Genomic DNA, 23,575 nt, shown 5'->3' with positions numbered 1-23,575 from the left:
GGTGTCAATCCGCGCCAAAGAACTGGTCGGCCGAGCGGATGTCGGCGGCGGCAAAGTCGATCAGCATGCGCACCTTCCGGGGCAGCGCGCGCCCTTCAAGATAAACCGCGTTCAATACACCAGTTTCGCCGTCATAATCCGGCAACAGATGCACCAGATCACCTCGTTCGACGGCATCGAACAGCGCGAAACGCGGGACATAGGCGATGCCCATGCCATCGCGGGCGAGCCCCGCAGCCGCCTGCGCGGAATTGACCATGAACTGGCCGCGCACATTCGCCACATGTTCGTCCGCCCCCTGCCGAAAAGTCCAGCGACGCGGATTCCGCCGGTTCGTGTCGATGATACAGCTATGCCCCGCAAGATCTTCGGGTCTCTGAGGCGCATCATGCTTTTGCAGATAAGCGGGGCTGGCGACGACGATACTCGAAAATGTCGCAAGCTTGCGCGCCTTGAGGGAAAGCATGTCGGACCGCCCCAGCCGAAAAGCAAGATCGATCCCCTCGGACGCAAGATCAACGAATTGATCCCCAAGCCGTAGATCCAGCGTCAGGCCCGGATTCGCTCGGGCGAAACGCCCAAGCATGTCACTGACATAGACTTCGCCCAGGGTGACCGGTGCCGAAATCCGGATTGTCCCCGACAGTCCCCTCGATTCTTCCGCCACCTCTGCCAGAAGGTCATCGAGATCATCGAGCAAGGCCGGCGCCCGCGCCAGCAGGGTTTCTCCGCCGGGCGTCAACCCGACTTTCCGCGTCGTGCGTTGCAGCAGCCGCACGCCAAGACGTTCTTCCAGCTCGGCGACATATTTCGATGTCAGCCGGTTCGATACGCCAAGTTGATCGGCCGCAGCGGTAAAGGAACCGGTTTGCGCCGTCGCAACGAAGGCCCGCAATTCATCTACAAGATCCATACCGTGCCTTTTGAGAATGATTTATGGATAGTCATTCACCAAATTCGCCATTTCATTGAAAGCGTTCAAGCCTTAAATCCTGTGCAGAACAGACAGCCCAAGGGCGGGCGAAAAAACTCAAACCGGCCCGGCGGATGCCGAGCTAAGATCAGGAGAAGACATATGAATTCTCAGACTTCGGCGGATTTAGCCGCCTTCGCACTGCGCGTCAGCACCGGCATCCTTTTTGTTGCCCACGGCTTGATGAAAGTACTGGTATTTACCGTTCCCGGTACGGTGGGATATTTCGAAAGTCTCGGACTGCCGGGCTTTCTTGCCTACCTGACGATCCTTGCCGAACTGGCGGGCGGGGCTGCGCTGATCCTAGGGATCGGCACACGAGTCGTATCGCTCGCCCTTATCCCTGTGTTGCTGGGAGCGACCTGGGCGCATTCCGGCAACGGCTGGAGCTTTTCCGGCGAAGGCGGCGGCTGGGAATACCCGTTGTTCTGGACCGTGGCACAGGTTGCCGTGGTACTGCTGGGCAGCGGGGCTTATGCTATGCGCGTCCCGGCGCTCGACAAGGCACTGGGCCAGTTCGCCTGAGAATACCACAAAATGGGATATCGGGGCTGCGCAACCGCGGTCCCGCATAGCCAAGGGGACAAAAAATGAGCACCAGGCAAACATTGAACGATTTTTCCGAACGGCTCTCCCTTTCCGACAGAATGCCGGTTCTCTTTCTTGGGCACGGCAGCCCGATGAACGCCATCGAGGACACCGAATTCAGCAGAGCATGGATCGAGATCGGCAAGACCCTTCCCCGTCCGCAGGCGATACTGGTCGTCTCTGCCCACTGGATGACACGGAACACCACCCTCGTGGATGTCTCTGCGATGCCGCGCACCATCCATGATTTCTATGGCTTTCCAGACGCCCTTTACGAACAGCGATACGACGCACAGGGCAATCCAGAACTGGCCCGCGAAGTTGCCACCCTGCTGGCCAGCCATCACGCGGAAACCGATGACACCTGGGGGCTGGATCACGGCGCATGGACCGTCCTCAAGTTCCTGTTCCCGGACGCCGATGTTCCGGTGTTTCAGCTTTCCATCGACATGTCGAAGGACCTCGACTACCAGCTTGAGATCGGACAGCTGCTGTCGTCGCTGCGGGATCGTGGTGTGCTGATCCTCGGCTCGGGCAACGTCGTGCACAACCTTCGCGCCATGCGCCCCGGCGGCAGACCGCAGGATTTCGCGCTCGAATTCGACAGCCTGTTTGCGGATCGCCTTGCCCAGCGCGATTTTGGCACGCTGGCTGATCGCAAGGGACTTGGTTCGCTTTTGACCATGGCCCACCCATCGGTCGATCACTACCTCCCGGCGCTGACGGTGGCTGGTGCATCCGACGACCGAGATTCGCTGACCTTCATGACCGACTCCATCGACCTAGGGTCCGTGTCCATGCGTTCCTTCCTGTTTCACGCGACTTGATCAAAGCGCGTGAACGGCAGACAAGAACGTTTTAGGCGACGCTGAAACGCCCGGACTGCATGATATAGTCGACACCACCCTGCACGTGTCTTGTCAATAACTCGACGGCGTCATCTGCTTTTCGCTCGATCACCAGATCTCGCAGTCTTTCGTGCTCTTCCACGACTGTTTTTCCACGGAAAGGAAGCGCGAGCATGTGGTAGCGCGCAAGCCTGTCGTAGATCGAGGAATACGTGCGCATCAGAACTTTCTGACCGCAGGCAGACATCATCGCATAGTGAAAGCCCCAGTCGAATGAGACCCAATTCAGGTCACCAGGGGTCTTTCCCTCTATCAAATCGCGCTCGACGGAGGAAAGCTTGTACTGGGCTGCGACGATACCGGCTTCCCACTCGACGTCTCCGCTCACAATCGACTCTCTCAATGCGTGAGTTTCGAGCAACGTGCGCATCCGCGCGAGGTCGTGAAGCTCGGCCTCGTTGATCGGTGCCACACGAAAGCCGCGCTGCCCTTCCGCAGAGACTAGTTCTTCCACAGCCAGACGGTTCAATATCTCGCGCAAGGTGGTCACACTCGCGCGGTAGACCTCTTTCATGCGCTCCAGTTTAAGTTTTTCATCCGGAGCCAACCGGCCATGAATGATATCAGAGCGTATCCGGCGATAGGCCGTATCACCGATCGTATCACCCTGACGTTCGTCAGTATCGAAGCGAATTATTTTCATATCTAACAAGTACCTTCACCGCCGCGCCAAGGAAACTGGAAACAGCTGGTGCGCGGTTTGCAGTTTGACAGATCATCCTGCTTGATGATGGGTAACCTATGCACGTTGCGGCATCGGCTATGTAGCCTTTTGGACCCCGTCCATTTGATTTCCCGGTGCGCGACGCACCTGAACCAGTTCCGCAAGAATTGCCAGCGCGATCTCTCGTGCCGTGACAGCTCCGATGTCCAGCCCGGCCGGAGCGCGGACCGCGTCGATTTTTGCACGTTCGATACCCTGCGCTTCGAGGCGCGTGGCGAGCGATGCGAACTTGCGGTGACTGCCTACAAAGGAAATATGCTCGGATTGCGTGCCTAACGCCTGTTCCAATGCATGCATATCGCCCTGTCCTTGCGTAGCGATGACAATGGCGCGACGTTTGTTCGACGCGGAGGCCAGCGGCGCGTCGGGCGTGACTGCACGGACCGTCCAGTCGAACCCTCCGGCCAGATCGGCAAGCGCCGTTGCGACGGGCGAGGTTCCAAAGATCACGAGTTCGGGTTGCGGCATGCAGGGTTCGACGAATATCTCGATGAAGCCTTCCGAGGGACAGCCATTTCGGGCGTAGCTGATACCATCGGCGCTTTCCCCCGCGACACGCCCCTCGCTTTTCAAAACGGCCTCGGGCGCGATGGAAACAAGATGCGGTCGTCCCTCGCTCAGGGCGCGCAGCGCGGCGTCGCGCACCGCACCGCGAATGCACCCGCCTCCGAGAAATCCGTGCAGGATCGAACCGTCCTGACGCAGCAGCGCCCGGGCCCCGGGCTTGGCGGCGGCGGGGCCCGACGTCCGGACGATTGTGGCGATCACAAACGGTACATTATCCGTACACAAACCGTACATCGCTCGTGTCATTTCTTCGTCCATCACCGGTGTTGGGATCATATCCGTGCAAGGTCCCTTTCAAGGTTGACCAGATCGGCCAGCGTGTTTGCCGCGCGAAAGAGATCAAGAAACGGCAGGGCAGCGCGCATGCTTTGCGCGGTCGGCGCATAGCTCTCCCAGCCTTTGAGCGGGTTCAGCCAGATCACGCTGCCGCCGCGCCTGCGCAGACGGGCGAGCGCTTCGCTCAGCATCTCGGGCGGTTCCGTGTCGTAGCCATCGGACAAAATCAGCACGACAGTTCGTCCGTCAACGATGCGCCTTGCTGGCCCCTTGGCAAACTCGCCAATACTCGCGCCTATGCGCGAGCCGCCCGCAAAGCCATCCGCCATCAGCGACATGCGCGCCAGCGCGCGCAGGGTATCCTTGTCTCGCAGGGCCTCGGTGATGCGAACCAGCCTTGTGTGGAACAGATAGGCGTCCGCTCGCGGGTCGGCGCGCATCAGACCGGCGAGAAAGGCGAGGTACACTTTCGAATAGACGCTCATCGAGCCGGAGACGTCACATAGCGCGATAATCCTGCGGCTGCGGTCAGGGCGGGCCTTGCGCGGCAGAACGACCGGCTCTCCGCCGGTGGCAAGGCTAAGGCGAATGAGCTTTCGGAAATGCAACCGGCTGCCACGGTTGGCTGCCTTGCGGCGACGCGACCGCCGGTCCCGCATCGCCGCGCCCAAGCGTTCGGCAACGCGGGTAGCTTCTTCGATCTCGGCCGGGGTCACAAGTTCACGCAGATCCTTGCGCATCCGATTGGTGACATCGCTGGCGATCAACTTGCCCGTTCCCTGCCCGGCGGTCTCATTTCCCTGATCCCCGGGCGCATCGGGTGTGCCTGTTCCGGCGCTTGATCCTGTTGAAGCCGGGCGAGAGGAATGCACATCCCTGTTCATGCGCCGCGACAAGGTTGGCGTGACCTTGCTCTTAACGCGGCCACCGTTCAGCCAATAGGCATCGAACAGATCGTCAAATCGCTCCGCCTCATCCTTACAACCAGTGCAGACCGCTTTCAGCGCCAGCCGGTTTTCATTCACATGCGCCGCGCGGACATGGGTCAAGGCCGTCAGGGCAAGTTCAGCCTCGGCAACACCAAGGCGCAATCCATTTTCGCGCAGATGCGCGATAAAGCCACCGACCCGCGCAACCGGGCCGGGGTCGCGGCCAGCAAAACGGGTGACCCGACTCATGCGGCGCGCCCAGCCAGACGCTGTGCGACCTCGGTCGTGATCGCTGCCTGATCGGATTGGGTTTTGAGCAAAGTTGTCAGAGTGTTCTGGAGAACCGCCGGATCATTGGTAAGATCCGCCACGCCGAGCCCCATCAGCGCAGCGGCGAAATCCAGCATCTCGGCAACGCCCGGTGTCTTTTCCAGCTCTTCCTCGCGCAGCTTGCGCACGAAACCGATGATCTGGTCTGCGAGATGGGCCTCGACCATGGGCAGACGACTGCGCAAGATTTCGAATTCTGCGACAGCGTCGGGATAGTCGACATAGGTGTAAAGACAGCGCCGACGCAGCGCGTCCGACAGGTCGCGCGTGCCATTCGACGTCAGGATCACAACGGGGCGCGTGATTGCAGTGATGGTGCCAAGTTCGGGAACGGTAATCTGGAAATCGGCCAGCACTTCAAGCAGGTATGCTTCGAATTCCTCGTCTGCCCGGTCAATTTCGTCGATCAGCAGAACCGGTGATTTTTCCTGCCGGATCGCCGCGAGCAGCGGGCGTTCCAGAAGGAATTCCTCGGTGAAAAGCCGGTCTTCGATCTGGGTGCCGCTTTCGCCCGACCCGGCGGCAGCACGTATCGACAGAAGCTGGCGTTGATAGTTCCACTCATAGATCGCCTGCGCGGCGTCCAAGCCTTCGTAGCATTGAAGACGGATCAGCCGGGTATCGAGCACCTCGGCCAGCACTTTGGCCACTTCGGTCTTTCCAACGCCCGCCGACCCTTCGAGCAGGATCGGGCGTTGCAGCGACAACGCCAGATGCAGGGCCACGGACAGATCATCAGCCGCGACATAGCCCTGCTGTGCCATCCTGTGCTGAAGCTCGCTCCAATCCATTCCTTTGCCTTTTGCAGCCGCGTTTCGTTTGATCGGGGGGCCGTGACCCTACCTGTATGCGCGACGGCCCCCCTGCGGTTTGCGCGATCCCCCATAACCGCGCGTCCCAACTTTACTTGTGCAGTCCCAGACCCTGCGCTGTCTGCCAGATGCGCCAGTGATCGTGCGGCATGTTGCTATGCCGCAGGCCAAAGGCGCGGAAGGCATCCATCACCGCATTCGAGAAGCACGGCACGCCGCCCACATGCGGGCTTTCGCCGACGCCCTTGGCCCCGATCGGGTGATGCGGGCTGGGGGTGACGGTGTGATCGGTTTCGTAGTTCGGCACTTCCCAGGCTGTGGGCAGGAAGAAATCCATCAGCGTGCCGGTTTTGACGTTGCCCATATCGTCATAGGCAATTTCCTGTCCCAGCGCGACGGCCAGCGCCTCGGTCAAGCCACCGTGGATCTGGCCTTCGATCACCATCGGGTTGATGCGAGTGCCGCAATCGTCCAGCGCATAGAAACGGCGGATCGTCGGCACGCCGGTATCGACGTCGATATCCATCACGCAGACATAAGCGCCGAAGGGATAGGTCATATTGGGCGGGTCGTAATAGCTGACCGCCTCGAGCCCCGGCTCGATGCCCGGAATGGCCTGATTATAGGCGGCATAGGCCACCTCGGCCATGGTTTTGAAGCGCTCGGGCGCGCCCTTGACCACGAAACGGTCAACATCGAATTCCACGTCATCGTCATGCACTTCGAGCAGGTAGGCCGCTATCATCTGCGCCTTGGCGCGGATCTTGCGCCCGGCCATCGCTGTGGCGGCCCCCGCGACCGGGGTCGAACGCGAGCCATAGGTGCCAAGGCCATAGGGCGCGGTGTCGGTGTCGCCTTCTTCAATCGTGATACTGTCGGCGGGGATGCCGATTTCCGAAGCGAGGATCTGGGCGAATGTCGTTGCGTGCCCCTGCCCCTGACTGATCGTGCCAAGCCGCGCAATGGCGCTGCCTGTGGGATGGATGCGGATTTCGCAACTGTCGAACATGCCCATGCCAAGAATGTCGCAGTTCTTGACGGGGCCGGCGCCGACGATCTCGGTAAAGAAGGCCAGACCGATTCCCATGAGCGAGCGGGTTTCGCCCTGTTTGAAGGCAGTGACCCGCTCCGCCTGTTCGCGGCGCAGGCCGTCGTAATCGACAGCTTTCAGCGCCTTGTCCCAAGCCGTGTGATAGTCGCCGCTGTCGTACTCCCAGCCCAGCGCAGATTGATAGGGGAACTGGTCCTTGCCGATAAAGTTGATGCGGCGGAGTTCGGCGGCGTCCATGTTCAGCTCGATTGCAAGCACTTCGATCATGCGTTCGATGAAATAGACCGCCTCGGTCACGCGGAAGGAACAGCGATAGGACACGCCGCCCGGAGCCTTGTTGGTATAGACGCCATCGACGCCAAGGTAGGCGACGGGAATGTCGTAGGAGCCGGTGCAGACGCTCATGAAACCGGCGGGGAATTTAGTCGGGTCAGCGCAGGCGTCGAAGGCACCGTGATCGGCGGTGACGTGGCAGTGTAAGCCGGTGATTTTGCCGTCCTTGGTTGCGCTGATCCGGCCCTTCATCCAGTAGTCGCGGGCGAAGGCGGTGGACATCAGGTTTTCCATGCGATCCTCGACCCATTTGACGGGCACGCCCGTCACGATGGAGGCGACGATAGAGCAGATATAGCCCGGATATACGCCGACCTTGTTGCCGAAACCACCGCCGATGTCGGGAGAGATCACGCGGATGTTGTGCTCTTCGATACCGGAAAGCAGCGAGGCGACGGTGCGCACGACATGTGGCGCCTGAAAGGTGCCGTAGACCGTGAGCTTGCCATTGACCTTGTCCATACTCGCGACCGAGCCGCAGGTTTCCAGCGGACAGGGATGGGTGCGGTGGTAGTACATGGTTTCCTCGGCCACGACCTCGGCCTCATCCATGACCTGATTGGTGGCCTCTTCGTCGCCGACCTCCCATGTGAAGATGTGGTTGTGATGCTTGCGGGGCCCATGCGCGCCCGAGGTTTGGCCCGCGAGATCCTCGCGCAGCACGACATCGGATTTCAGCGCCTCGAAGGGGTCGGTGATAACGGGGAGATCTTCGTATTCGACCTCGACCAGTTCCACGGCATCTGCCGCGATATAGCGATCAGTCGCGACGACAAAGGCGACCTCCTGTCCCTGGAACAGCACCTTGCCATCGGCCAGCACCATCTGCTTGTCGCCCGCAAGTGTCGGCATCCAGTGCAGGCTGAGCGGTTCCAGATCTTTTGCGGTCAGCACGGCGATCACACCGTCGAGCGCCATCGCGGCCTCGGTATTGATCGACACCACTTTGGCATGGGCATAAGGCGAACGGACGAAATCGCCGTGCAACATGCCGGGCAGGTTGATGTCGTCTATGTAATTGCCTTTGCCTTGGGTGAAACGCGCATCCTCGACACGTTTACGGGCGCACCCCATGCCCTTGAGATTGGCGACACGGTCTTCGCGGGTGAGTTCGACATCGTCTTTCATTCTGCGGCCTCCTTGGCTGCGTTCATCTCGGCCGCAGCGGCGAGAATGGATTTCACGATGTTCTGATACCCGGTGCAGCGACAGATATTGCCGGCCATGCCAAAACGGACTTCCTCCTCGCTCGGGCTAGGGTTTTCCTCGAGCAGCTTGGCGGCGCGGGTGATCATGCCCGGCGTGCAAAAGCCGCATTGCAGCCCGTGATGTTCTCGAAAGCTTTCCTGCAGCACATGCAGTGCGTCGGGTGTGCCCAGCCCCTCGATTGTTGTGATCTCGGCTCCGTTTGCCTGACCGACGAACATGGTGCAGGATTTCACCGACTTGCCGTTCAGCGTCACCGTGCAGGCACCGCAATGGGAACTGTCGCAGCCAATATGCGGGCCGGTGATGCGCAGCCGTTCGCGCAAGGTATGGATCAGCAATTCGCGCGGCTCGGCGAGGAATTCCTCGGCCTTTCCGTTCACGGTCAGCTTGATATGCAGTTTCTCTGGCATCCTGTTTCCTCCCCTATGCCCGCGACCAGGCGCGTTGGATTGCGCGGGTCAGGATCGCGCCGGCCACGTGACGCTTGAAGGCCACCGGGCCGCGGTTGTCTTCGGTCGGGTCGATTTCGTCCAGCATGTAGGCGATAGCGGCCTTGAGCGCGTCACTGCCGACCTCGGTGTCGACCAGCGCGGACCCGGCCGATTGAGACCAGACCGGAACGTCGCTGAGATTGGTCATCGCAATCGAGGCCGAAGCGCATCTGCCGCCGCTCTGCGTGATCTGGACGGCCGCCGCTGCGGTGGCATAATCGCCGATCTTACGTTTCTGCTTTTCATAGGCGTAGCCGCCGGTTGGCGCGGAGAGGGTGATTTCGGTGAGCACTTCGTGATCCGCGCGGGCAGTCATATAGGCGGCTTCGTAGAATTCACGTGCCGCCACGCTGCGTTCGCCGTCCGCCCCGACAAGGGTGAACTGCGCATCAAGGCACTGCATCAGGCCGGGCATGTCATTGCCCGGATCGCCATTGGCAAGGTTGCCGCCGATAGTGCCCATGTAGCGGACCTGCGGATCGGCGATCTGCATCGCGGCTTCGCGCAGGATCGGGGCCGATTGCGCCAGCCCTTGATGCGCGATGATGTCATGCTGAGTGACGAGTGCGCCGATACGGATCTTGCCATCGCCGATCGATATTTCCGACATGCCTGGCACATCCTGAAGGTCGATCAGGTGCGGCACCTCGGCCATGCGCAGTTTCATCATCGGAATGAGACTATGGCCGCCCGCCATCACCCGCGCATCGTCGCCATGTTCCTGTAACAGGGCCAGAACCCCTGCCATGTCCTTGGGACGATAGTAATCAAAAGCCGCTGGTATCATTGCCTTGCCTCCCCGCCTTGCAAATCATCTCGCATTCGGAAGGTGAGCGAAGCCGCAGCTCTTCGCTTGGGAAATTAAATGAAAAACAAGGTGTTTTTCACGAAATGCATCTGGCTGAGCGCGAAATGCGAATTCACCGGGTGGTCACAGACCCAGCGCTTCGCGAACGGCCTTGAGATTCGATCTGCTGACCGGCACCGGGGGCAGCCCCTTGCCCGCAAAGCGGCATTGACCGTTGTCCTTGAGGCGTTCGAAATTGAGAATATGGGACGGGTTGATGAGGTAGCTTCGGTGAACTTTCATGAACCCGAAGGGCTCAAGCCTGCGTGTCGCTTCGGTGATCGGCCATTGGCAGAAATGGTGCGCGCCGTCGGTGTAGACGTGAGTATAATGGCCTTCGGCGCGGACAAAGGCGATCTGTTTGGGGTCGATCAGCAGCGTGTTGCCGTCCTTCTTGCAGGGCACCCGGACGGGGACAGGTGCTTGTTCGGCAACGGGTTCCGCATCGTCGATAATGGCCTCGAGATCCTGCGGTTTCGACGCGGGTTGGGCGACAAGGAACGTGACGCTCATCCATAGGAAAGCGCCGAAGATCAGGAAGCTGGACAGGATCACGCCGAGCGCGAGCACCTCGTTGCTCATAATCGGGCCTAGTTCGCGAAATGTCGGGACCGGCGCAAAGCTTGTTCCGGCGATGGCGACGAAATGAACCGCAAAGACGGCCAGACCGAAACAGAGCGTGCCCAGAAGGATGTTGCGATTGGAGCGATGGCCATACGCGATCCAAAAGGCCGCGATGCAGAGGCCGAGCGCCGAGATGACGGCAAGGATGATACCGAGCGGTGTGTAGAGCGCCTGACATAATTGCAGCCCGGCCATGCCGAGGTAATGCATCGACAGTATTCCAATCGCGACGATGGCTCCGGCGAGCGTGACGGTGAGTGCGGACCGTTGCACGAAGTGCAGCAGGCAAAGGGCCGCGCCGACGATGAGAATAGCCAAAAGCGCAGAGGCGAGCGTGACGGCGGAATCGTAGAAAAACCGGATCGGCAGCTGCAGACCGAGCATTGCGACGAAATGCATGGACCAGATACCGCCGCCAAGCGCGACGGCCGCCATCGCGACAGAAACCTTGCGCTTTGAAAAAGACTGGCTGGACAGGTCCTTGGTCAGTGTAAGTCCGGTGAACCCCGAGACCAGTGCCACGAGGAAAGACGCAAAGACGAGGCCTGCGTTGTGATCAACCTCAAGCAACTCCATGCGCGGAGCCTACTGTAGGTTCATTCATTATTGCAACGCGCCTGCGAGGGCGCTTTGCCGATTTACCGTCAGGAGATCAACCGATTTCGCGACGCATGAAGGTCAGGAAACGGTCATCGTCCGTACGGGTGATGTTCAGCCGCAGACCCGCGGTTTTCTGGCCGGAATCCGCCGCGAAGAACGTCGATGGCGCGAGGAATATGCCGTCTCGTGCGGCCCGGTGAGCAAGATCCGTATCGCTGACCCCGTCGGGCAGGTCGAGCCAGGCGTAGTAACCGGGGCCGGGCGTCACCCGCAGTTTCAGGCCAAGCGCTCCCATGTCCGACTGAAGCTTGCCAGCGGCTTTTTGCAAGCGTTTGGAAAGTTTCTTGAGATGGCGGGCATAGCGTCGGCTCTGGATCATGTCGGCGACGATCATCTCGGCGAAACGCGAGGAATTGACCGTGGTGATCATCTTGAGTTCGGCCAGTTCCTCGGTGATCTCGCGCCGGGCAATGATATAGCCGATACGGAAACTGGCCGAGAGTGTCTTGGAGAAAGTGCCGACAAAGATGACCCGGTCGAACCCGCCGAGGGAGGCAAGCCGTACCCCGTCGGGGTCGGGCAGATCGACAAAGGGGTCGTCATCCACAACCATGAAATCCGACATTTCGGCCAGCGTCAGCACGCCATGCGCGGTGGGAAGGTCCATCGAGGAGCCGGTCGGGTTTTGAGAAAGCGACTGGGTGAAGTAGAGCTTGGGCCGGTGCAGCGCTGCCAGTTCGCGCAGATGATCGAGATCGGGGCCCTTCGGTCCGCGATTGACCCCGACATAGCGCACTTGTGAAAACCGCAGCTTTGCGAAGAGAGGGTAATACCCCGGATCATCAACCAGCACGGTGTCGCCGGGTTGCAGGTAGCGTCGGATGATCAGGTCGAGCCCGTGATTGCCGCCAAAAGTCGTCACGATCTGGTCCGCGCCGATAGCGATTCCGTCAAGCTGGTGCTGCGCGGCGATGAGGTCTCGCAGATGCTGATGACCCATGTGCGAGCCATAGCCGGACGCGTTCGAGCCGGCCTCGTTCAGCTTGTCGAGCGGGGTGCGGATGGCAAGGCCGACCATCCACGACGAGGGAGGACGTCCGTCGCCGATGCGCACCGCGTAATTCTGATCGAGCTGGGCGCGCAGCAGGGACACGCTGTCAACGGCCTCGACAAGGTGGCGAGGAGCTTCGTCGCTGCCGATGGGACGGGCGGGCATGGCCACGGTAAAGCCCGAGCCTTGCCGTGCTACGATCTGCCCGCGGGCAACAAGCCGGTCATAGGCGTCGATAACGGTGTTCTTGGAGACCTCGAACTCCTGTGCGGCGGCGCGGATCGACAGAAGCTTGTTACCGGGAGACAGCCTTCCGGTAGCGATGCTTCTGGCAATTCTATCTACCAGCTCGTCGGTTTTCGTCATCGCTAACACCCCTGATCTGTACCCTAAAGATGAGCAGTACAGTGAGCCACTGTTTTATTCAACTGTACCTGTGCTGTCCCGTCATCGGCGCGTTACAAGATCGCCGGGAGACTGAGGAAAGTTCATATCTATGTCTAAAGAAACACCGACGCGGGTAAACTCGCGGCTGGAAAGCCTGCGCAACCTTGAACCGGAGGCGCGGCTGGACGTGCTGGCGCAGGCGGTCGGTCTGGACGCCGACGACAAGACGGTTCTGGCAGGCCATGACGTGCTGCCGATGTCGCTTGCCAATGGCATGATCGAAAACGTTATCGGCAAGTTCGAACTGCCGCTTGCCGTGGCTTCGAACTTTACCATCAACGGCAAGGATTTTCTGATCCCGATGGCCGTGGAAGAGCCTTCGGTGGTCGCGGCGGCCTCTTACATGGCGAAGATTGCCCGCGATGTGGGTGGGTTCAAGACCTCGTCCGACCAGCCTGTCATGCGGGCGCAGATCCAGGTGGTGGGCCTCAGCGATCCGAACGGCGCGCGGCATCGATTGCTGGCAGCCGAAGCCGAGCTGAAAGAAATGTGCAACGCCCGCGACAAGGTGCTTGTTTCGCTGGGCGGCGGCTGCATCGGGATCGAGGTTCACGTGTTCGAGACCTCTCCGGCCGGTCCGATGGCCGTGCTGCATATCCTTGTCGATGTAAGGGACGCGATGGGCGCAAATACCGTCAACTCGATGGCCGAAACGATTGCGCCGCGCGTGGCCGAGATCACCGGCGGGCATACCCGCCTGCGGATCCTTTCGAACCTTGCGGATAAGCGGCTGGCGCGGGCGCATGTGACGCTGACGCCGGAATCGCTGACCACCAAGTCGATGGACGGGGCCGACGTGATCGACGGCATGGTCGAAGCCTGTGCGCTGGCGCTGATCGACCCCTATCGCGCCGCGACCCATAACAAGGGCGTAATGAACGGGATCGACCCGGTTGTTGTCGCCACGGGTAATGACTGGCGTGCGATTGAGGCGGGTGCACACGCCTGGGCTGCACGCTCGGGCCAGTATACCTCGTTGACGACGTGGGAAAAAAGCGCAGATGGCAGCCTGAACGGTACCATCGAAATGCCGATGGCGCTTGGGCTTGTCGGCGGTGCGACCAAGACGCACCCCGCGGCGCAGGCCGCGTTGCGTGTGCTGGGCGTGGAAACCGCGCAGGAACTGGCGGAAGTCACGGTTGCGGTCGGGCTTGCGCAGAACATGGCGGCGCTTCGCGCGCTGGCGACGGAAGGCATCCAGAAGGGCCACATGGCGCTTCATGCCCGCAACATCGCCATTCTGGCCGGAGCCACCGGCCCGCAGATCGAGATCGTTGCAAAGCAGATCGCGTCGAAAGGACACGTGAGTGTCGACGCGGCAAAGGAAATTCTGGCTGGTCTCTGACCGCCAGATGAATTTGAAGAAAGGGAGGAGTATCCATATGACCAAATCGACCAGAAGACATTTCATTCGCGCAGCAGGTGCAGCAGGGCTTGCCGCCCCGGCCGTGGTGGCCGCATCCAGCGTCCGCGCGCAGGGCACGATCCAATGGCGGATGCAGGCGCTCTGGGGCGGCGGCACAACGCCGATGCTCTACGAGGAAAAGTTTTGCGACCGTGTACGTGAGCTGACCGGCGGAAGCCTTGACATCACGCCCTTCGCGGGCGGTCAGATCGTGCCTTCGGCACAGGCATTCGACGCCGTGCGCGGCGGGGCGTTTCAACTGATGAAGACCTTTGACGGCTATACGGCGGGCAAGATCCCGGCTCATGGCTTTTCTTCCACTGTTCCCTTCGGCTTCCCCGAGGCGGACCAGTACGAGGCTTGGTTCTACGAACGCGGCGGTCTGGACATGGCGGCGCGGTCCTATGCACCGGCGGGTCTCACCTATGTCGCGCCGACGGTCTATGGCGAAGAGCCGATCCACTCCAAAGTGGAAATTCGCAAGATCGCCGATATGGACGGGCTCAAGGGTCGTTTCGTCGGACTGGCCTCGGCCGTGATGGCGGATTTCGGCGTTGCCGTTTCGCCGCTGCCAACCTCCGAAGTCTATTCGGCGCTCGACAAGGGGCTGATCGATTTCGCGGACCGCGGCGACATCAAGGCCAATTACGAAGAGGGCCTGCACGAAGTTGCCAAGTATCTGATCCTGCCGGGGGTTCACCAGCCGTCGACCGCGACTTGCTATGTGGCGAATACCGCCGCCTATGATCAGCTTGACGATCAGCAGCGCGCGGCGCTGGCCGTGGCAGCCCGTGAAGTTTCGGGTGCGCTGCGTCAGAATATCATCGTGGACAATGCCGAGTACCTCTCGAAATACGAGGAAGCCGGTGTCGAAGTCATCACGCTGGATGCGGACGATGTGATCGAGTCGCGCAAGAAGGCCGTCGAGTCCTGGGCCAAGGCGACCAAGGGCGATGAACTGGCCACCGAAATGATGGAAAGCCAGAAGCAGCTGATGCAGGAAATGCGTTTGCTGTAAGGCCATCGTCGATGCAATACGGCCGCGCGGCAGGAATGCTGCGCGGCCGGTTTATCTTGGGGAGGAAGGCACATGTTTCGTGTCGCGGAAGCGATTACCACTTGGAACCGCTGGACGTTCGAAGCCACCAAATGGCTGGTCTATATCATCGCCGGGCTGATGCTTTACGAGGTGATCTCGCGCTATTCCCTGCATAATCCGACAAGCTGGGGGCCGGAACTGGCGACGCTGCTGTTCGGGCCGTTTTTCCTGTTGGGCGGACCTTACCTTTTGCATCTTGGCGGGCATGTGGCCGTCGACATTGTTTCGTCCAAGGCAGAGGGCTGGCTGAAGACCGTTCTCGCCATTGTCGCGGCCCTGCTGGCATTGCTTTTCGGGGCGATCCTGCTGCGCTATAGCGCGCCACTGGCGATGCAGGCCTATCAATACGGCGAGACGAGCTATTCCGCGTGGAACCCGGTGGTCTGGCCCGCGAAAATGGTGCTGCCGCTGGCCGCCGTGCTGCTGATCCTTCAGGCACTGGCCGAGGTTGTCTTTGCGATGCGGGGGCGGACGGCCTGATGGAAAGTACATTCGTTCTGGTCGGGATGTTCGCCTCCCTGATGGTCTTGATGCTGAGCGGGTCCGGGCTGGCCTTTGTGCTCGGCGCCATCGCGTTTCTGGCGACGGCGACGCTCTGGGGGCCAAGCGCGCTGATCGTGGCGGTTCTCAACACCTTCGAGACGATGACCTCGGAATCCCTGATGGCGATCCCGCTTTACGTGTTGATGGCCGCGATCCTTCAGAAATCGCAGATCATCGACGATCTTTATAACGCGATGGAGAAATGGTTTGGCGGATTGTCCGGCGGGCTGGCCATTGGCACGGTGGTGATCTGCACCATCATGGCGGCGATGACCGGCGTTGTCGGCGCGGCCGTTGCGGCAATGGGCATCCTTGCCCTGCCCTCGATGCTGTCACGGGGGTATAACCCGCCGCTGGCGCTTGGGTCGATCTGCGCGGGCGGCACGCTGGGCATCCTGATCCCGCCGTCTGTCGTGACCATCGTCTATGCGATCACGGCGCAGATCTCGATCGGGCAGATGTTCATTGCCGGGATCGTTCCGGGCCTGATCCTTGCCGCCTCATACTGCATCTACATCTGGACGCGGGTAAAGCTGAACCCGGATCTTGCCCCGGCCCATCCGGACACCGCGACGTTCACCATGGGTGAAAAGCTCGCATCGCTGCGCAGCCTTGTCCTGCCCGCGCTGGTGATCCTGTCGGTTCTCGGGTCGATCTATGCAGGTATCGCAACCCCGACAGAAGCGGCCGCAGTTGGTGTCTTGGGCGCATTGTTGTCGGCGATTGTCGCCGGACGGCTGCGCTTTGCGAACCTTAATGCGGCGGCCACCGATACGCTGCGTGTGACGGCGATGATCCTTTGGATCACGTTGGGTGCCAAGGCGTTCATCTCGGTTTTCGTGGCGACAGGCGGCGCGGATAGCGTTCTGAACTTTGTCGAAGGGCTTGAAGCATCCCGTTATGTCGTGCTGTTCGCAATGCTGCTGGTACTGATCTTCCTGGGCCTGTTTCTGGACGAGATCGGGATCATCCTGCTTTGCGTGCCGGTCTTTGTGCCGATCATCCAGACGCTTGATTTCGACCCGCTCTGGTTTGGCGTGCTGTTCATGATCACGGCGCAGATGGCTTATATCACGCCGCCCTTCGGCTATACGCTGTTCTATCTCAAGGGGGTGCTGCCGGATCATATCGGCATCGGTCAGGTCTATCGCGGTGTCATCCCGTTCTTCCTGATCCAGGTGGTGATCCTGATCCTGTTCATCGCCTTCCCGGATCTGGTGACATGGCTGCCCGAGCAGACGGCGAACCGGGTGCAGTAAGCCCGGGCCGATAATATGAAAAAGGCCACGTCCTGAATTGGACGTGGCCTTTTTCGTTCTCGTGAGTGGTCATTCAGTCGGTGATCGAGCCTTCCTCGTCGCCGCGTTCATGCATGCGCGACTTGACCTTGCGGCCAAGGAAGACCGGCAGAAGGAATCCGATGATCGCGATGGCCCAGAGCGTGATAGAAAGCGGGCTGTCGATCAGGGTGAACCAGTTGCCATTGTCGATGGTGATGGCACGGCGCAGGTTGTTCTCCATCGAGTTGCCGAGCAACGTCCCGAGGATGATCGGCACCAGCGGCACGTCGAGCTTGCGCAGCACCCAGCCCATGACGCCGAAGCCGATCATGACCAACAGGTCAAAGGACGACCCGGAGATGCCGTAGATCCCGACAAAGCTGACCATGGCGACGATGGGCATCAGGATGCGCGGCGGCACCATCAGCAGACGCGTGAAGAGACCGACCATCGGGATGTTCATCGCCAGCAGCATGAGGTTCGCGATGAAGAGCGCGGCGATCAGCCCCCAGACCACATCCGGGTTCTGCGAGAACAGCAGCGGACCGGGCGTGATGTTGAGCGACAGCAGCACGGCAAGCAGGACGGCTGTTGTTCCCGAGCCCGGTACACCCAGCGCCAGCATCGGCACGAGCGCACCACCGGCGGCCGCGTTGTTCCCGGCCTCGGGGGCGGCAACGCCACGCGGATCGCCCTTGCCAAAAGTCTTGTCCTTGTCGACCAGACGTTTCTCGAAGGAGTAAGAGATGAAGGAGCCGAGCGAGGCCCCTGCCCCCGGCAGCACCCCGGCGATAAAGCCTAGCACGGTGGAACGCGCCATGGTCGGAGTCGTCTGCCTGAGCATCGAAAGCGGCGGTGTCAGGCGACCAATTTTCAGGTTTGGTTTTGTCCCGTCTGCTTCTCCATGGCGATTTTCGAGGAAGATGAAAACCTCGGAGAGCGCAAAAAGCCCGACGATGGCGACAAGGAAGTCGAGACCGTCATAGAGGTGAACTTCGCCAAAGGTAAAGCGTGGCACGCCGGTTTGCGTATCGACCCCGATCATCGCGAGGCCAAGGCCCAGCGCGGCGGCGAAGGCCGATTTCGCCTGATTGGTCGAGGAAACTCCGCCGAGCGTCATGAACGCGAGCGCGAAGAGCGCGAAATATTCGGCCGGACCAAAGAGCAGTGCGATTTTCACAAGCTGCGGCGCCAGAAAGATCAGACCCCATGTGGCGAAGAAAGCGCCGACGAACGAGGCGATGCCCGAAAGCGACAGCGCCTCGCCAGCCATGCCTTTTTTTGCCATCGGATAGCCGTCGAGACAGGTCATCATCGCCGGTTCGTCGCCGGGAATATTGAGCAGGATCGAGGAGATCCGCCCGCCATACATCGCGCCGTAATAGACCGAGGTCAGGAGGATGAGAGACGGCGTGGCCCCCAGACCGAGGGTAAAGGCAAGCGGTATCAGGATGGCGACACCGTTCGAGGGGCCGAGGCCCGGCAACGCGCCCATGATCGTGCCCAGAAAGCAGCCGAGCAGGGCAAGCAGGAGGTTCTGCCAGGTTAGCGCGATGGCGAAACCGTCCGCCAGAGAAGATAGGGTTTCCATGATGCGCCCTTAAAAGCCAAGCGGGCCACGGGCGAGAGACAGCCCGAGCACGAGGTGGAAGATGACGTAGATGCCGAGCGAGGTGCCGAGACCGGTGGCGAGCGAGGCCATCAGGCCCGAGCCCAACCGCCACGTCAGGTAGGCGGCGGCAAAGAAAGTCGCGATGACGAAACCGATCTCGGGGAGCAGTTCCGCGTAGAGGATCATCACAACCACCGCGGCGGCGATTTCTGCCAATCGGGCGAGCGTCGGCCATTCGGGTGCGGCGTCGGGGCGAAGTGCGATGACGATGGAACTCAGCCCGAGGACGGCAGCGATGATAAGCGGAAAGGCCTTGGGGCCGACAGCGTCCGAAAGGAAGCTTTCCTCGATGGCGAGGGCGGCAAAGGCAAAGCCGATGGCAAGCAGCAGCCCGAAGACGCCGAAGATGCGATCACTCATCGTAATCTCCTGTATTGGCGGGAAAGAAAGGGGAGACGCCCTGACGAACGAGGACGCCTCCCGGGGGTATCGGCCGAGGGAGGAGGCAGCCGATTACTTGATGATGCCGATCTCGCGCGAGATCTGCTGGATCTGGGCGACGGAATCCATCACAAAGGCTTGGAAGTCGGCGCCTTGAAGGTCGAGCGGGGCAAGGCCGTTGGCTTCCATCACCGCTTTCCATTCGTCGGAGGCGTAGAGATCGCCGATTTTCGAAACCCACGCGTCATAGGCCGCGTCGGACATGCCGCCCGGCGCATAGAAGCCGCGCCAGTTGGCGCCCAGCGCATCGACGCCCTGTTCGCGCGCGGTCGGGAAATCAGCGAATTCACCATCCAGACGTTCGGGCGCAAGGACCGCGATCACCTTGATGTCGCCGCTGTCGACAAAGCCCTTGGCTTCGGAAAGGTCACCGGTAAAGGCCTGCACCGAACCGGCGAGCAGCTGCGTGACCGCCTCTCCACCCCCGTCGAAAGCGATGTATTTGACTTTGCGCACGTCCTCGATGCCATAGGCGTTGGCGGCGATCAGAACCTTGAGGTGATCCCAGCCACCCACGGCGGAACCACCGGCCACGGAAACAGAAGTTGGGTCGGACTTGATCATGTCGAGAAGCGCGGGCAGCGTATCGACTTCGCTATCTGCGGCCACCGCGATGACACCGTAATCGGCGCCGATAGAGGCAAGCCAGCGGACCTGATCGGTGGTGTTGCCGGGATAGGCGCCCTGCGCCAGACGGGTGGCGGTAGCGGACGATGCCGCAACAATCAGGTCATTGTCATCGCCGCGCTTGTTCACGACCTCGGCAAAGGCCACACCGCCGCCGCCACCTGCGAGGTTGACGACCTGCATGGTCTTGTCGATCAGGCCCTGATCCTGAAGCGATTTGCCAACCTGCCGGCAAGTAAAGTCCCAGCCGCCACCCGGGTTGGCCGGAGCAATGCATTCGGGGTTTTCGGGGGTGAAATCCTGTGCCGGGGCAGCCATGGCGGACAGGCCAAGGATCGCCGCCGCGAGGGTTACGCGAGTTGCGTTGAATATCATGTGATAACTCCTCCAGAGTATTTTGAATCCGGGCTTTCTGGCCGCCCGGGGCCGGATGCCACCGCACTGCGCTTTGCAGTCTCCTCGCGAATGGCTATGACTGCTTGTTACAGGGCAAAGCTGTCACCAAGCTGTCATTCAGTGACGGTCAGGCGGTTTGGCCAAGCGGAAGGAAACCCAAAATGCGTGTCCTGATCGTTGAGGATGCCACCGACATGGTCGAAGCCATCGCCATCCGGCTGGGCAAGTCGGGGATGGCCTGCGATCTGGCCGATAGCTGCGACACGGCAGAAGATTTCCTTGCCGTACATAGCTATGATGCGATCGTGCTCGACATAAACCTGCCCGACCGCAACGGCACCGAGCTGCTGCAGGACCTACGCCAGAGGAACGACCGTACGCCGGTGCTGATGCTGACGGCGCTGTTCTCGGTCGATGACAGGGTGTCAGCGCTGGATCTTGGCGCGGACGACTACCTTGTGAAACCTTTCGATCAGCGCGAGCTGGAGGCGCGCTTGCGGGCGTTGATCCGACGGGAGGCAGATCAGAAATCTGAAGCGGTCACGCTTGGGCCGCTGGCTTTCCATCCGGCGACGCTCGCCGCCAGTTTGGCGGGCGATCAGCTTGTGCTGACCCGGCGCGAGGCGACGCTGCTGGGGCTTTTGCTGAGGAACCACACGCAGGTGCTGAGCAAGCAGCGTCTTTACGACGGCTTGTTCGCCTTTGACGATGCCGATGTGGGACTGAACGCAATCGAGCTTTATATCGCGCGCCTACGCAAGAAGCTGGCGGGATCGGGCGTGAGCATCGAAACCCAGCGCGGCCTTGGCTACAGGATCTGTCAGGATGGTTGATCGTAGCGGCGTGGCTCCGGTGACGACCTCACTCTTGTCGCGGGTGATGGTTGGGGTCCTGTCGCTCCTTGCCATCGGCGGCTGCGTGATCACGCTTGCGGCCTTTGCCTATGGAAGAAACGCGGCGCGACAGGCCTACGACCGTCTCTTACTGGGCGCGGCGCAGGACATTGCCGAGAGCGTGGATATCCGCAGCGGCGCGCCCGTGGTCGATATCCCGGTATCGGCATTCGGTTTGCTGGCGCTCGCGACAGATGACAGGATTGGCTATGCGGTGCACGGACCAAACGGCGCGCTGATCACCGGACATGATAGGGTGAGACAACCGGAACCGGCGGATGCCCGGAGTGCGGCGCCGGTCTATTTCGACGATAGGATGCAGGGGGAAAAGGCGCGGTTCGTCACCGTTCTGCGTCGGTTTACCGAACGCGATTTCTCGGGGACGGTGGCCGTAACCGTGGGTCAGACATTGAGGGCACGTCAGGCGATGGCCTATGAGCTAACACGTGGCGCAATGCTTGTGACCGGGCTTGGGGGTATTGCGCTGATCCTGAGCGCCTATCTGGTGATCCGCTCGGCCATGCGTCCACTGGAGCGGATGGCCGAAGAGCTTATCGCGCGCGATCCGTATGACCTGACCCCGATGACGGCCGATGGTCCGGCCGAAGTCGCTGTTGTCGCACATGCGATGAACCGGTTCATGCAGCGGCTCGACAGGCAGGTCGGCGCGATGAAAAACCTGATCTCGGACACGGCACACCAGTTGCGGACGCCGGTTGCAGCGATCCGCGCGCAAACGGAACTGGCGCTGGAGGACGACCCTGACCAGCAGCCTTTGCGGCTTGAACGGCTGGTGCGCAGAACACGGTCGCTGGGCGAGCTGCTCGACCAGATGCTGTCGCGGGCATTGGTGATCCACCGGGCTGACAATACGCCACCCGAGCCGATGGACCTGCGCGACATTGCCTTGCGGGTGATCGAGGAGCAGGACCATGAAGTGCTGGCTCCGGGTGTCGAGGTTGAACTGGTGATCGGCGACCGGGCCGTCATGGTCATGGGCGATGAAATCTCTTTGTGCGAGGCGGTCAAGAACATGCTGGCGAACGCGTTGCGCCATGGTCAGGCCCCGATACAAGTGGGCGTGGGTGTTGAGAATGGCGACGCAATGATCTGGGTGGAAGATGCCGGGGAAGGACCACCGGAAGAGGTGCTGTCACGGATCGGCCAGCGGTTCGAACGGTCCGCGGCCTCATCCGGGAACAGCGCCGGGCTTGGTCTGTCGATTGTCAAATCGGTGGCAGGTGCGCTGGATGGGTCGTTCCGGATGGAACGCGGCGCAAGCGGATTCCGGGCGACGCTGGCCCTGCCTTTGGACACCTCCGGGGAACAGGCGTGATGCGCCCGTGGCTTATCGCCGCTGTGCTTGTCATCCTGCGGGCAACCGGCCCGATGGCGCAGGAGGCCGTGGCGGAATTCAAAAGCGACACGGGGGCGCCGACGACGCAGTTACTCGTGCGTTCGACCACGGATATCGAGATCCTGGCCCCGCTGTTGCAGGCGTTTGTCACCGCGACCCCGACGATCCATCTGCAATACGAGCAATGGGGGTCGAACGCGCTTTACGACGATAGTCTGGCCGCTTGTGAGCGTGGTGCGGCACCGGCGGATGTCGTTTTTTCTTCAGGCGTTCACCAGATGGTCGATCTTGTGAACCGCGCCTGTGCCCATCCCTACCGCTCGGCCGCCACCGAGGCGTTACCCGTGTCACGCCGCTGGCGCGACGAGATATGGGGCATCACGCAGGAGCCGGCGGTGATCATCTACAACACGGCATTGGTCCCGGAAGACGAAGCGCCGGTGTCGCGTTTCGCCTTGCTCGACCTTATGCGCCAGCCCGAAAGCGCCTTTACCGGCAAGATCGCGACCTACGACGTCGAGGCCTCGGGGCTCGGGTTTCTGTTTGCCTTTATGGACAGCCTTGAGGCGACGACCTTTGGCAGTCTCCTCGAAGGCTTTTCGCGCCTGCAGGCCGTTGCTACCTGTTGTTCTGCCGAAATAATCGACGGGGTGGCCGAAGGCCGATACCTGATCGCGTATAATGTGCTGGGGTCCTACGTGGACGCACGGCCGCGCCGCGATGTCGGCGTGATCCTGCCCCGGGATTACACGCTGTTCCTGTCGCGGACTTACATGATCCCGAAGCAGGCGGTGCACAAACGTGAGGCTGCGCTGCTGCTTGAATTCCTGCTGTCACCGCAGGGGCAGACCATGCTTGCCGAGGTCAACCTGTTTCAACGAATCGACCGCGACGCCCGGCCCCTGTCCGACAGTGCAAGGCGGGCCATCCCCATCGACCCGAAACTGCTGGTCGCCATGGACCGGCACCGGCGGCAGTTGTTCGTCGAGCAATGGCGGACGACCTTTGCCACGGAGCGGTAGGACTAGAGCGTTTGGAATTGTCTTCGGCCCGACCTTGTCGGCGGCGTAACCGCCCGCCGGTAACGGCAGGCGGTTCCTGT

The 23,575-nt window shown here is 61.0% G+C and carries 22 protein-coding genes; 9 read left to right on the top strand and 13 right to left on the bottom strand.

Annotated features, from left to right (window positions below):
- Nucleotides 1-4: 4 nt before the first annotated feature.
- Nucleotides 5-913, bottom strand: a complete 909-nt coding sequence (locus tag ACU0FH_RS11400; protein ID WP_446194715.1) for a LysR family transcriptional regulator — start codon at nucleotides 911-913, stop codon at nucleotides 5-7.
- Nucleotides 914-1,075: 162 nt separating this feature from the next.
- On the opposite strand from ACU0FH_RS11400, the gene ACU0FH_RS11395 reads away from it, so the two are divergent.
- Complete coding sequence (locus tag ACU0FH_RS11395) at nucleotides 1,076-1,498, top strand: DoxX family protein (RefSeq protein ID WP_446194714.1); 423 nt, start codon at nucleotides 1,076-1,078, stop codon at nucleotides 1,496-1,498.
- Nucleotides 1,499-1,563: 65 nt separating this feature from the next.
- Complete coding sequence (gene ygiD / locus ACU0FH_RS11390) at nucleotides 1,564-2,388, top strand: 4,5-DOPA-extradiol-dioxygenase (RefSeq protein WP_446194712.1); 825 nt, start codon at nucleotides 1,564-1,566, stop codon at nucleotides 2,386-2,388.
- Between the two features lie 31 nt (nucleotides 2,389-2,419).
- Here ygiD and ACU0FH_RS11385 read toward each other — a convergent pair whose 3' ends face one another.
- From ACU0FH_RS11385 to ACU0FH_RS11345, 9 genes are all read right to left on the bottom strand, one after another.
- Nucleotides 2,420-3,112, bottom strand: a complete 693-nt coding sequence (locus ACU0FH_RS11385; protein ID WP_446194710.1) for a GntR family transcriptional regulator — start codon at nucleotides 3,110-3,112, stop codon at nucleotides 2,420-2,422.
- A gap of 117 nt (nucleotides 3,113-3,229) precedes the next feature.
- On the bottom strand, nucleotides 3,230-4,036 hold the full coding sequence (locus tag ACU0FH_RS11380; protein WP_446194709.1) for an XdhC family protein: 807 nt from the start codon (nucleotides 4,034-4,036) through the stop codon (nucleotides 3,230-3,232).
- The gene (locus tag ACU0FH_RS11375; RefSeq protein ID WP_446194707.1) at nucleotides 4,033-5,214 is read right to left on the bottom strand and encodes a vWA domain-containing protein; all 1,182 of its coding nucleotides are present in this window, start codon (nucleotides 5,212-5,214) and stop codon (nucleotides 4,033-4,035) included. The genes ACU0FH_RS11380 and ACU0FH_RS11375 overlap by 4 nt, the downstream gene beginning before the upstream one ends.
- Nucleotides 5,211-6,086 (bottom strand): AAA family ATPase, encoded by an 876-nt coding sequence (locus ACU0FH_RS11370; RefSeq protein WP_446194706.1) that lies wholly within the window; start codon nucleotides 6,084-6,086, stop codon nucleotides 5,211-5,213. The genes ACU0FH_RS11375 and ACU0FH_RS11370 overlap by 4 nt, the downstream gene beginning before the upstream one ends.
- Before the next feature lie 112 nt (nucleotides 6,087-6,198).
- Entirely contained in the window at nucleotides 6,199-8,619 is a 2,421-nt protein-coding gene (locus ACU0FH_RS11365; protein WP_446194705.1) for an aerobic carbon-monoxide dehydrogenase large subunit, read from the bottom strand.
- A complete protein-coding gene (locus tag ACU0FH_RS11360; protein ID WP_446194704.1) occupies nucleotides 8,616-9,110 on the bottom strand; it encodes a (2Fe-2S)-binding protein in 495 nt (164 codons plus the stop codon). The genes ACU0FH_RS11365 and ACU0FH_RS11360 overlap by 4 nt, the downstream gene beginning before the upstream one ends.
- A 13-nt stretch (nucleotides 9,111-9,123) precedes the next feature.
- Nucleotides 9,124-9,978, bottom strand: a complete 855-nt coding sequence (locus ACU0FH_RS11355; RefSeq protein ID WP_446194703.1) for an FAD binding domain-containing protein — start codon at nucleotides 9,976-9,978, stop codon at nucleotides 9,124-9,126.
- A gap of 144 nt (nucleotides 9,979-10,122) precedes the next feature.
- Entirely contained in the window at nucleotides 10,123-11,238 is a 1,116-nt protein-coding gene (locus ACU0FH_RS11350; protein ID WP_446194702.1) for an MHYT domain-containing protein, read from the bottom strand.
- A 76-nt stretch (nucleotides 11,239-11,314) separates the two neighbouring features.
- Nucleotides 11,315-12,679 (bottom strand): aminotransferase-like domain-containing protein, encoded by a 1,365-nt coding sequence (locus ACU0FH_RS11345; RefSeq protein WP_446194701.1) that lies wholly within the window; start codon nucleotides 12,677-12,679, stop codon nucleotides 11,315-11,317.
- A gap of 130 nt (nucleotides 12,680-12,809) precedes the next feature.
- Between ACU0FH_RS11345 and ACU0FH_RS11340 the strand changes: the two genes are divergently transcribed.
- The 4 genes from ACU0FH_RS11340 (at nucleotide 12,810) to ACU0FH_RS11325 (ending at nucleotide 17,066) form a co-directional block, all read left to right on the top strand.
- A complete protein-coding gene (locus ACU0FH_RS11340; protein WP_446194700.1) occupies nucleotides 12,810-14,105 on the top strand; it encodes a hydroxymethylglutaryl-CoA reductase, degradative in 1,296 nt (431 codons plus the stop codon).
- A 37-nt stretch (nucleotides 14,106-14,142) separates the two neighbouring features.
- Nucleotides 14,143-15,183, top strand: a complete 1,041-nt coding sequence (dctP, locus tag ACU0FH_RS11335) for a TRAP transporter substrate-binding protein DctP (protein ID WP_446194698.1) — start codon at nucleotides 14,143-14,145, stop codon at nucleotides 15,181-15,183.
- 72 nt (nucleotides 15,184-15,255) lie between these two features.
- Entirely contained in the window at nucleotides 15,256-15,744 is a 489-nt protein-coding gene (locus ACU0FH_RS11330; RefSeq protein WP_446194697.1) for a TRAP transporter small permease subunit, read from the top strand.
- Nucleotides 15,744-17,066, top strand: a complete 1,323-nt coding sequence (locus ACU0FH_RS11325) for a TRAP transporter large permease (protein WP_446194696.1) — start codon at nucleotides 15,744-15,746, stop codon at nucleotides 17,064-17,066. The genes ACU0FH_RS11330 and ACU0FH_RS11325 overlap by 1 nt, the downstream gene beginning before the upstream one ends.
- Before the next feature lie 73 nt (nucleotides 17,067-17,139).
- On the opposite strand, the gene ACU0FH_RS11320 is transcribed toward ACU0FH_RS11325, so the two are convergent.
- The 3 genes from ACU0FH_RS11320 to ACU0FH_RS11310 all read right to left on the bottom strand — a co-directional run bounded on the left by ACU0FH_RS11320 (nucleotide 17,140) and on the right by ACU0FH_RS11310 (nucleotide 20,202).
- Nucleotides 17,140-18,678, bottom strand: coding sequence for a tripartite tricarboxylate transporter permease (locus tag ACU0FH_RS11320; RefSeq protein ID WP_446194695.1), 1,539 nt, complete (start codon nucleotides 18,676-18,678; stop codon nucleotides 17,140-17,142).
- Between the two features lie 9 nt (nucleotides 18,679-18,687).
- Nucleotides 18,688-19,119, bottom strand: coding sequence for a tripartite tricarboxylate transporter TctB family protein (locus ACU0FH_RS11315; protein ID WP_446194694.1), 432 nt, complete (start codon nucleotides 19,117-19,119; stop codon nucleotides 18,688-18,690).
- A 93-nt stretch (nucleotides 19,120-19,212) separates the two neighbouring features.
- A complete protein-coding gene (locus tag ACU0FH_RS11310) occupies nucleotides 19,213-20,202 on the bottom strand; it encodes a Bug family tripartite tricarboxylate transporter substrate binding protein (protein ID WP_446194693.1) in 990 nt (329 codons plus the stop codon).
- A gap of 182 nt (nucleotides 20,203-20,384) precedes the next feature.
- Between ACU0FH_RS11310 and ACU0FH_RS11305 the strand changes: the two genes are divergently transcribed.
- From ACU0FH_RS11305 to ACU0FH_RS11295, 3 genes are read left to right on the top strand one after another with little or no spacing between them, the layout of a single operon-like run.
- Complete coding sequence (locus tag ACU0FH_RS11305; RefSeq protein WP_446194692.1) at nucleotides 20,385-21,056, top strand: response regulator transcription factor; 672 nt, start codon at nucleotides 20,385-20,387, stop codon at nucleotides 21,054-21,056.
- On the top strand, nucleotides 21,049-22,452 hold the full coding sequence (locus tag ACU0FH_RS11300; protein WP_446194691.1) for a sensor histidine kinase: 1,404 nt from the start codon (nucleotides 21,049-21,051) through the stop codon (nucleotides 22,450-22,452). Before ACU0FH_RS11305 ends, ACU0FH_RS11300 begins: the two co-directional genes overlap by 8 nt.
- A complete protein-coding gene (locus ACU0FH_RS11295) occupies nucleotides 22,452-23,495 on the top strand; it encodes an ABC transporter substrate-binding protein (protein ID WP_446194690.1) in 1,044 nt (347 codons plus the stop codon). The genes ACU0FH_RS11300 and ACU0FH_RS11295 overlap by 1 nt, the downstream gene beginning before the upstream one ends.
- Nucleotides 23,496-23,575 lie beyond the last annotated feature (80 nt).

It is taken from the genome of Heliomarina sp., from assembly GCF_052826185.1.
The sequence above is the reverse complement of the archived record's forward strand: the minus strand, read 5'-3'. Positions and strand labels throughout refer to the sequence as shown.

Excerpts from the sequence above, each read along its gene's own strand:
- ACU0FH_RS11355 (WP_446194703.1), bottom strand. The coding sequence starts at position 9,978 with ATGATACCAGCGGCTTTTGATTACTATCGTCCCAAGGACATGGCAGGG.
- ACU0FH_RS11350 (WP_446194702.1), bottom strand. The coding sequence starts at position 11,238 with ATGGAGTTGCTTGAGGTTGATCACAACGCAGGCCTCGTCTTTGCGTCT.
- ACU0FH_RS11315 (WP_446194694.1), bottom strand. The coding sequence starts at position 19,119 with ATGAGTGATCGCATCTTCGGCGTCTTCGGGCTGCTGCTTGCCATCGGC.
- ACU0FH_RS11400 (WP_446194715.1), bottom strand. The coding sequence starts at position 913 with ATGGATCTTGTAGATGAATTGCGGGCCTTCGTTGCGACGGCGCAAACC.
- ACU0FH_RS11365 (WP_446194705.1), bottom strand. The coding sequence starts at position 8,619 with ATGAAAGACGATGTCGAACTCACCCGCGAAGACCGTGTCGCCAATCTC.
- ACU0FH_RS11320 (WP_446194695.1), bottom strand. The coding sequence starts at position 18,678 with ATGGAAACCCTATCTTCTCTGGCGGACGGTTTCGCCATCGCGCTAACC.
- ACU0FH_RS11345 (WP_446194701.1), bottom strand. The coding sequence starts at position 12,679 with ATGACGAAAACCGACGAGCTGGTAGATAGAATTGCCAGAAGCATCGCT.
- ACU0FH_RS11360 (WP_446194704.1), bottom strand. The coding sequence starts at position 9,110 with ATGCCAGAGAAACTGCATATCAAGCTGACCGTGAACGGAAAGGCCGAG.
- ygiD (WP_446194712.1), top strand. The coding sequence starts at position 1,564 with ATGAGCACCAGGCAAACATTGAACGATTTTTCCGAACGGCTCTCCCTT.
- ACU0FH_RS11370 (WP_446194706.1), bottom strand. The coding sequence starts at position 6,086 with ATGGATTGGAGCGAGCTTCAGCACAGGATGGCACAGCAGGGCTATGTC.
- ACU0FH_RS11325 (WP_446194696.1), top strand. The coding sequence starts at position 15,744 with ATGGAAAGTACATTCGTTCTGGTCGGGATGTTCGCCTCCCTGATGGTC.
- ACU0FH_RS11300 (WP_446194691.1), top strand. The coding sequence starts at position 21,049 with ATGGTTGATCGTAGCGGCGTGGCTCCGGTGACGACCTCACTCTTGTCG.
- ACU0FH_RS11305 (WP_446194692.1), top strand. The coding sequence starts at position 20,385 with ATGCGTGTCCTGATCGTTGAGGATGCCACCGACATGGTCGAAGCCATC.
- ACU0FH_RS11330 (WP_446194697.1), top strand. The coding sequence starts at position 15,256 with ATGTTTCGTGTCGCGGAAGCGATTACCACTTGGAACCGCTGGACGTTC.
- ACU0FH_RS11340 (WP_446194700.1), top strand. The coding sequence starts at position 12,810 with ATGTCTAAAGAAACACCGACGCGGGTAAACTCGCGGCTGGAAAGCCTG.
- ACU0FH_RS11385 (WP_446194710.1), bottom strand. The coding sequence starts at position 3,112 with ATGAAAATAATTCGCTTCGATACTGACGAACGTCAGGGTGATACGATC.
- ACU0FH_RS11380 (WP_446194709.1), bottom strand. The coding sequence starts at position 4,036 with ATGATCCCAACACCGGTGATGGACGAAGAAATGACACGAGCGATGTAC.
- ACU0FH_RS11375 (WP_446194707.1), bottom strand. The coding sequence starts at position 5,214 with ATGAGTCGGGTCACCCGTTTTGCTGGCCGCGACCCCGGCCCGGTTGCG.
- ACU0FH_RS11310 (WP_446194693.1), bottom strand. The coding sequence starts at position 20,202 with ATGATATTCAACGCAACTCGCGTAACCCTCGCGGCGGCGATCCTTGGC.
- dctP (WP_446194698.1), top strand. The coding sequence starts at position 14,143 with ATGACCAAATCGACCAGAAGACATTTCATTCGCGCAGCAGGTGCAGCA.
- ACU0FH_RS11395 (WP_446194714.1), top strand. The coding sequence starts at position 1,076 with ATGAATTCTCAGACTTCGGCGGATTTAGCCGCCTTCGCACTGCGCGTC.
- ACU0FH_RS11295 (WP_446194690.1), top strand. The coding sequence starts at position 22,452 with ATGCGCCCGTGGCTTATCGCCGCTGTGCTTGTCATCCTGCGGGCAACC.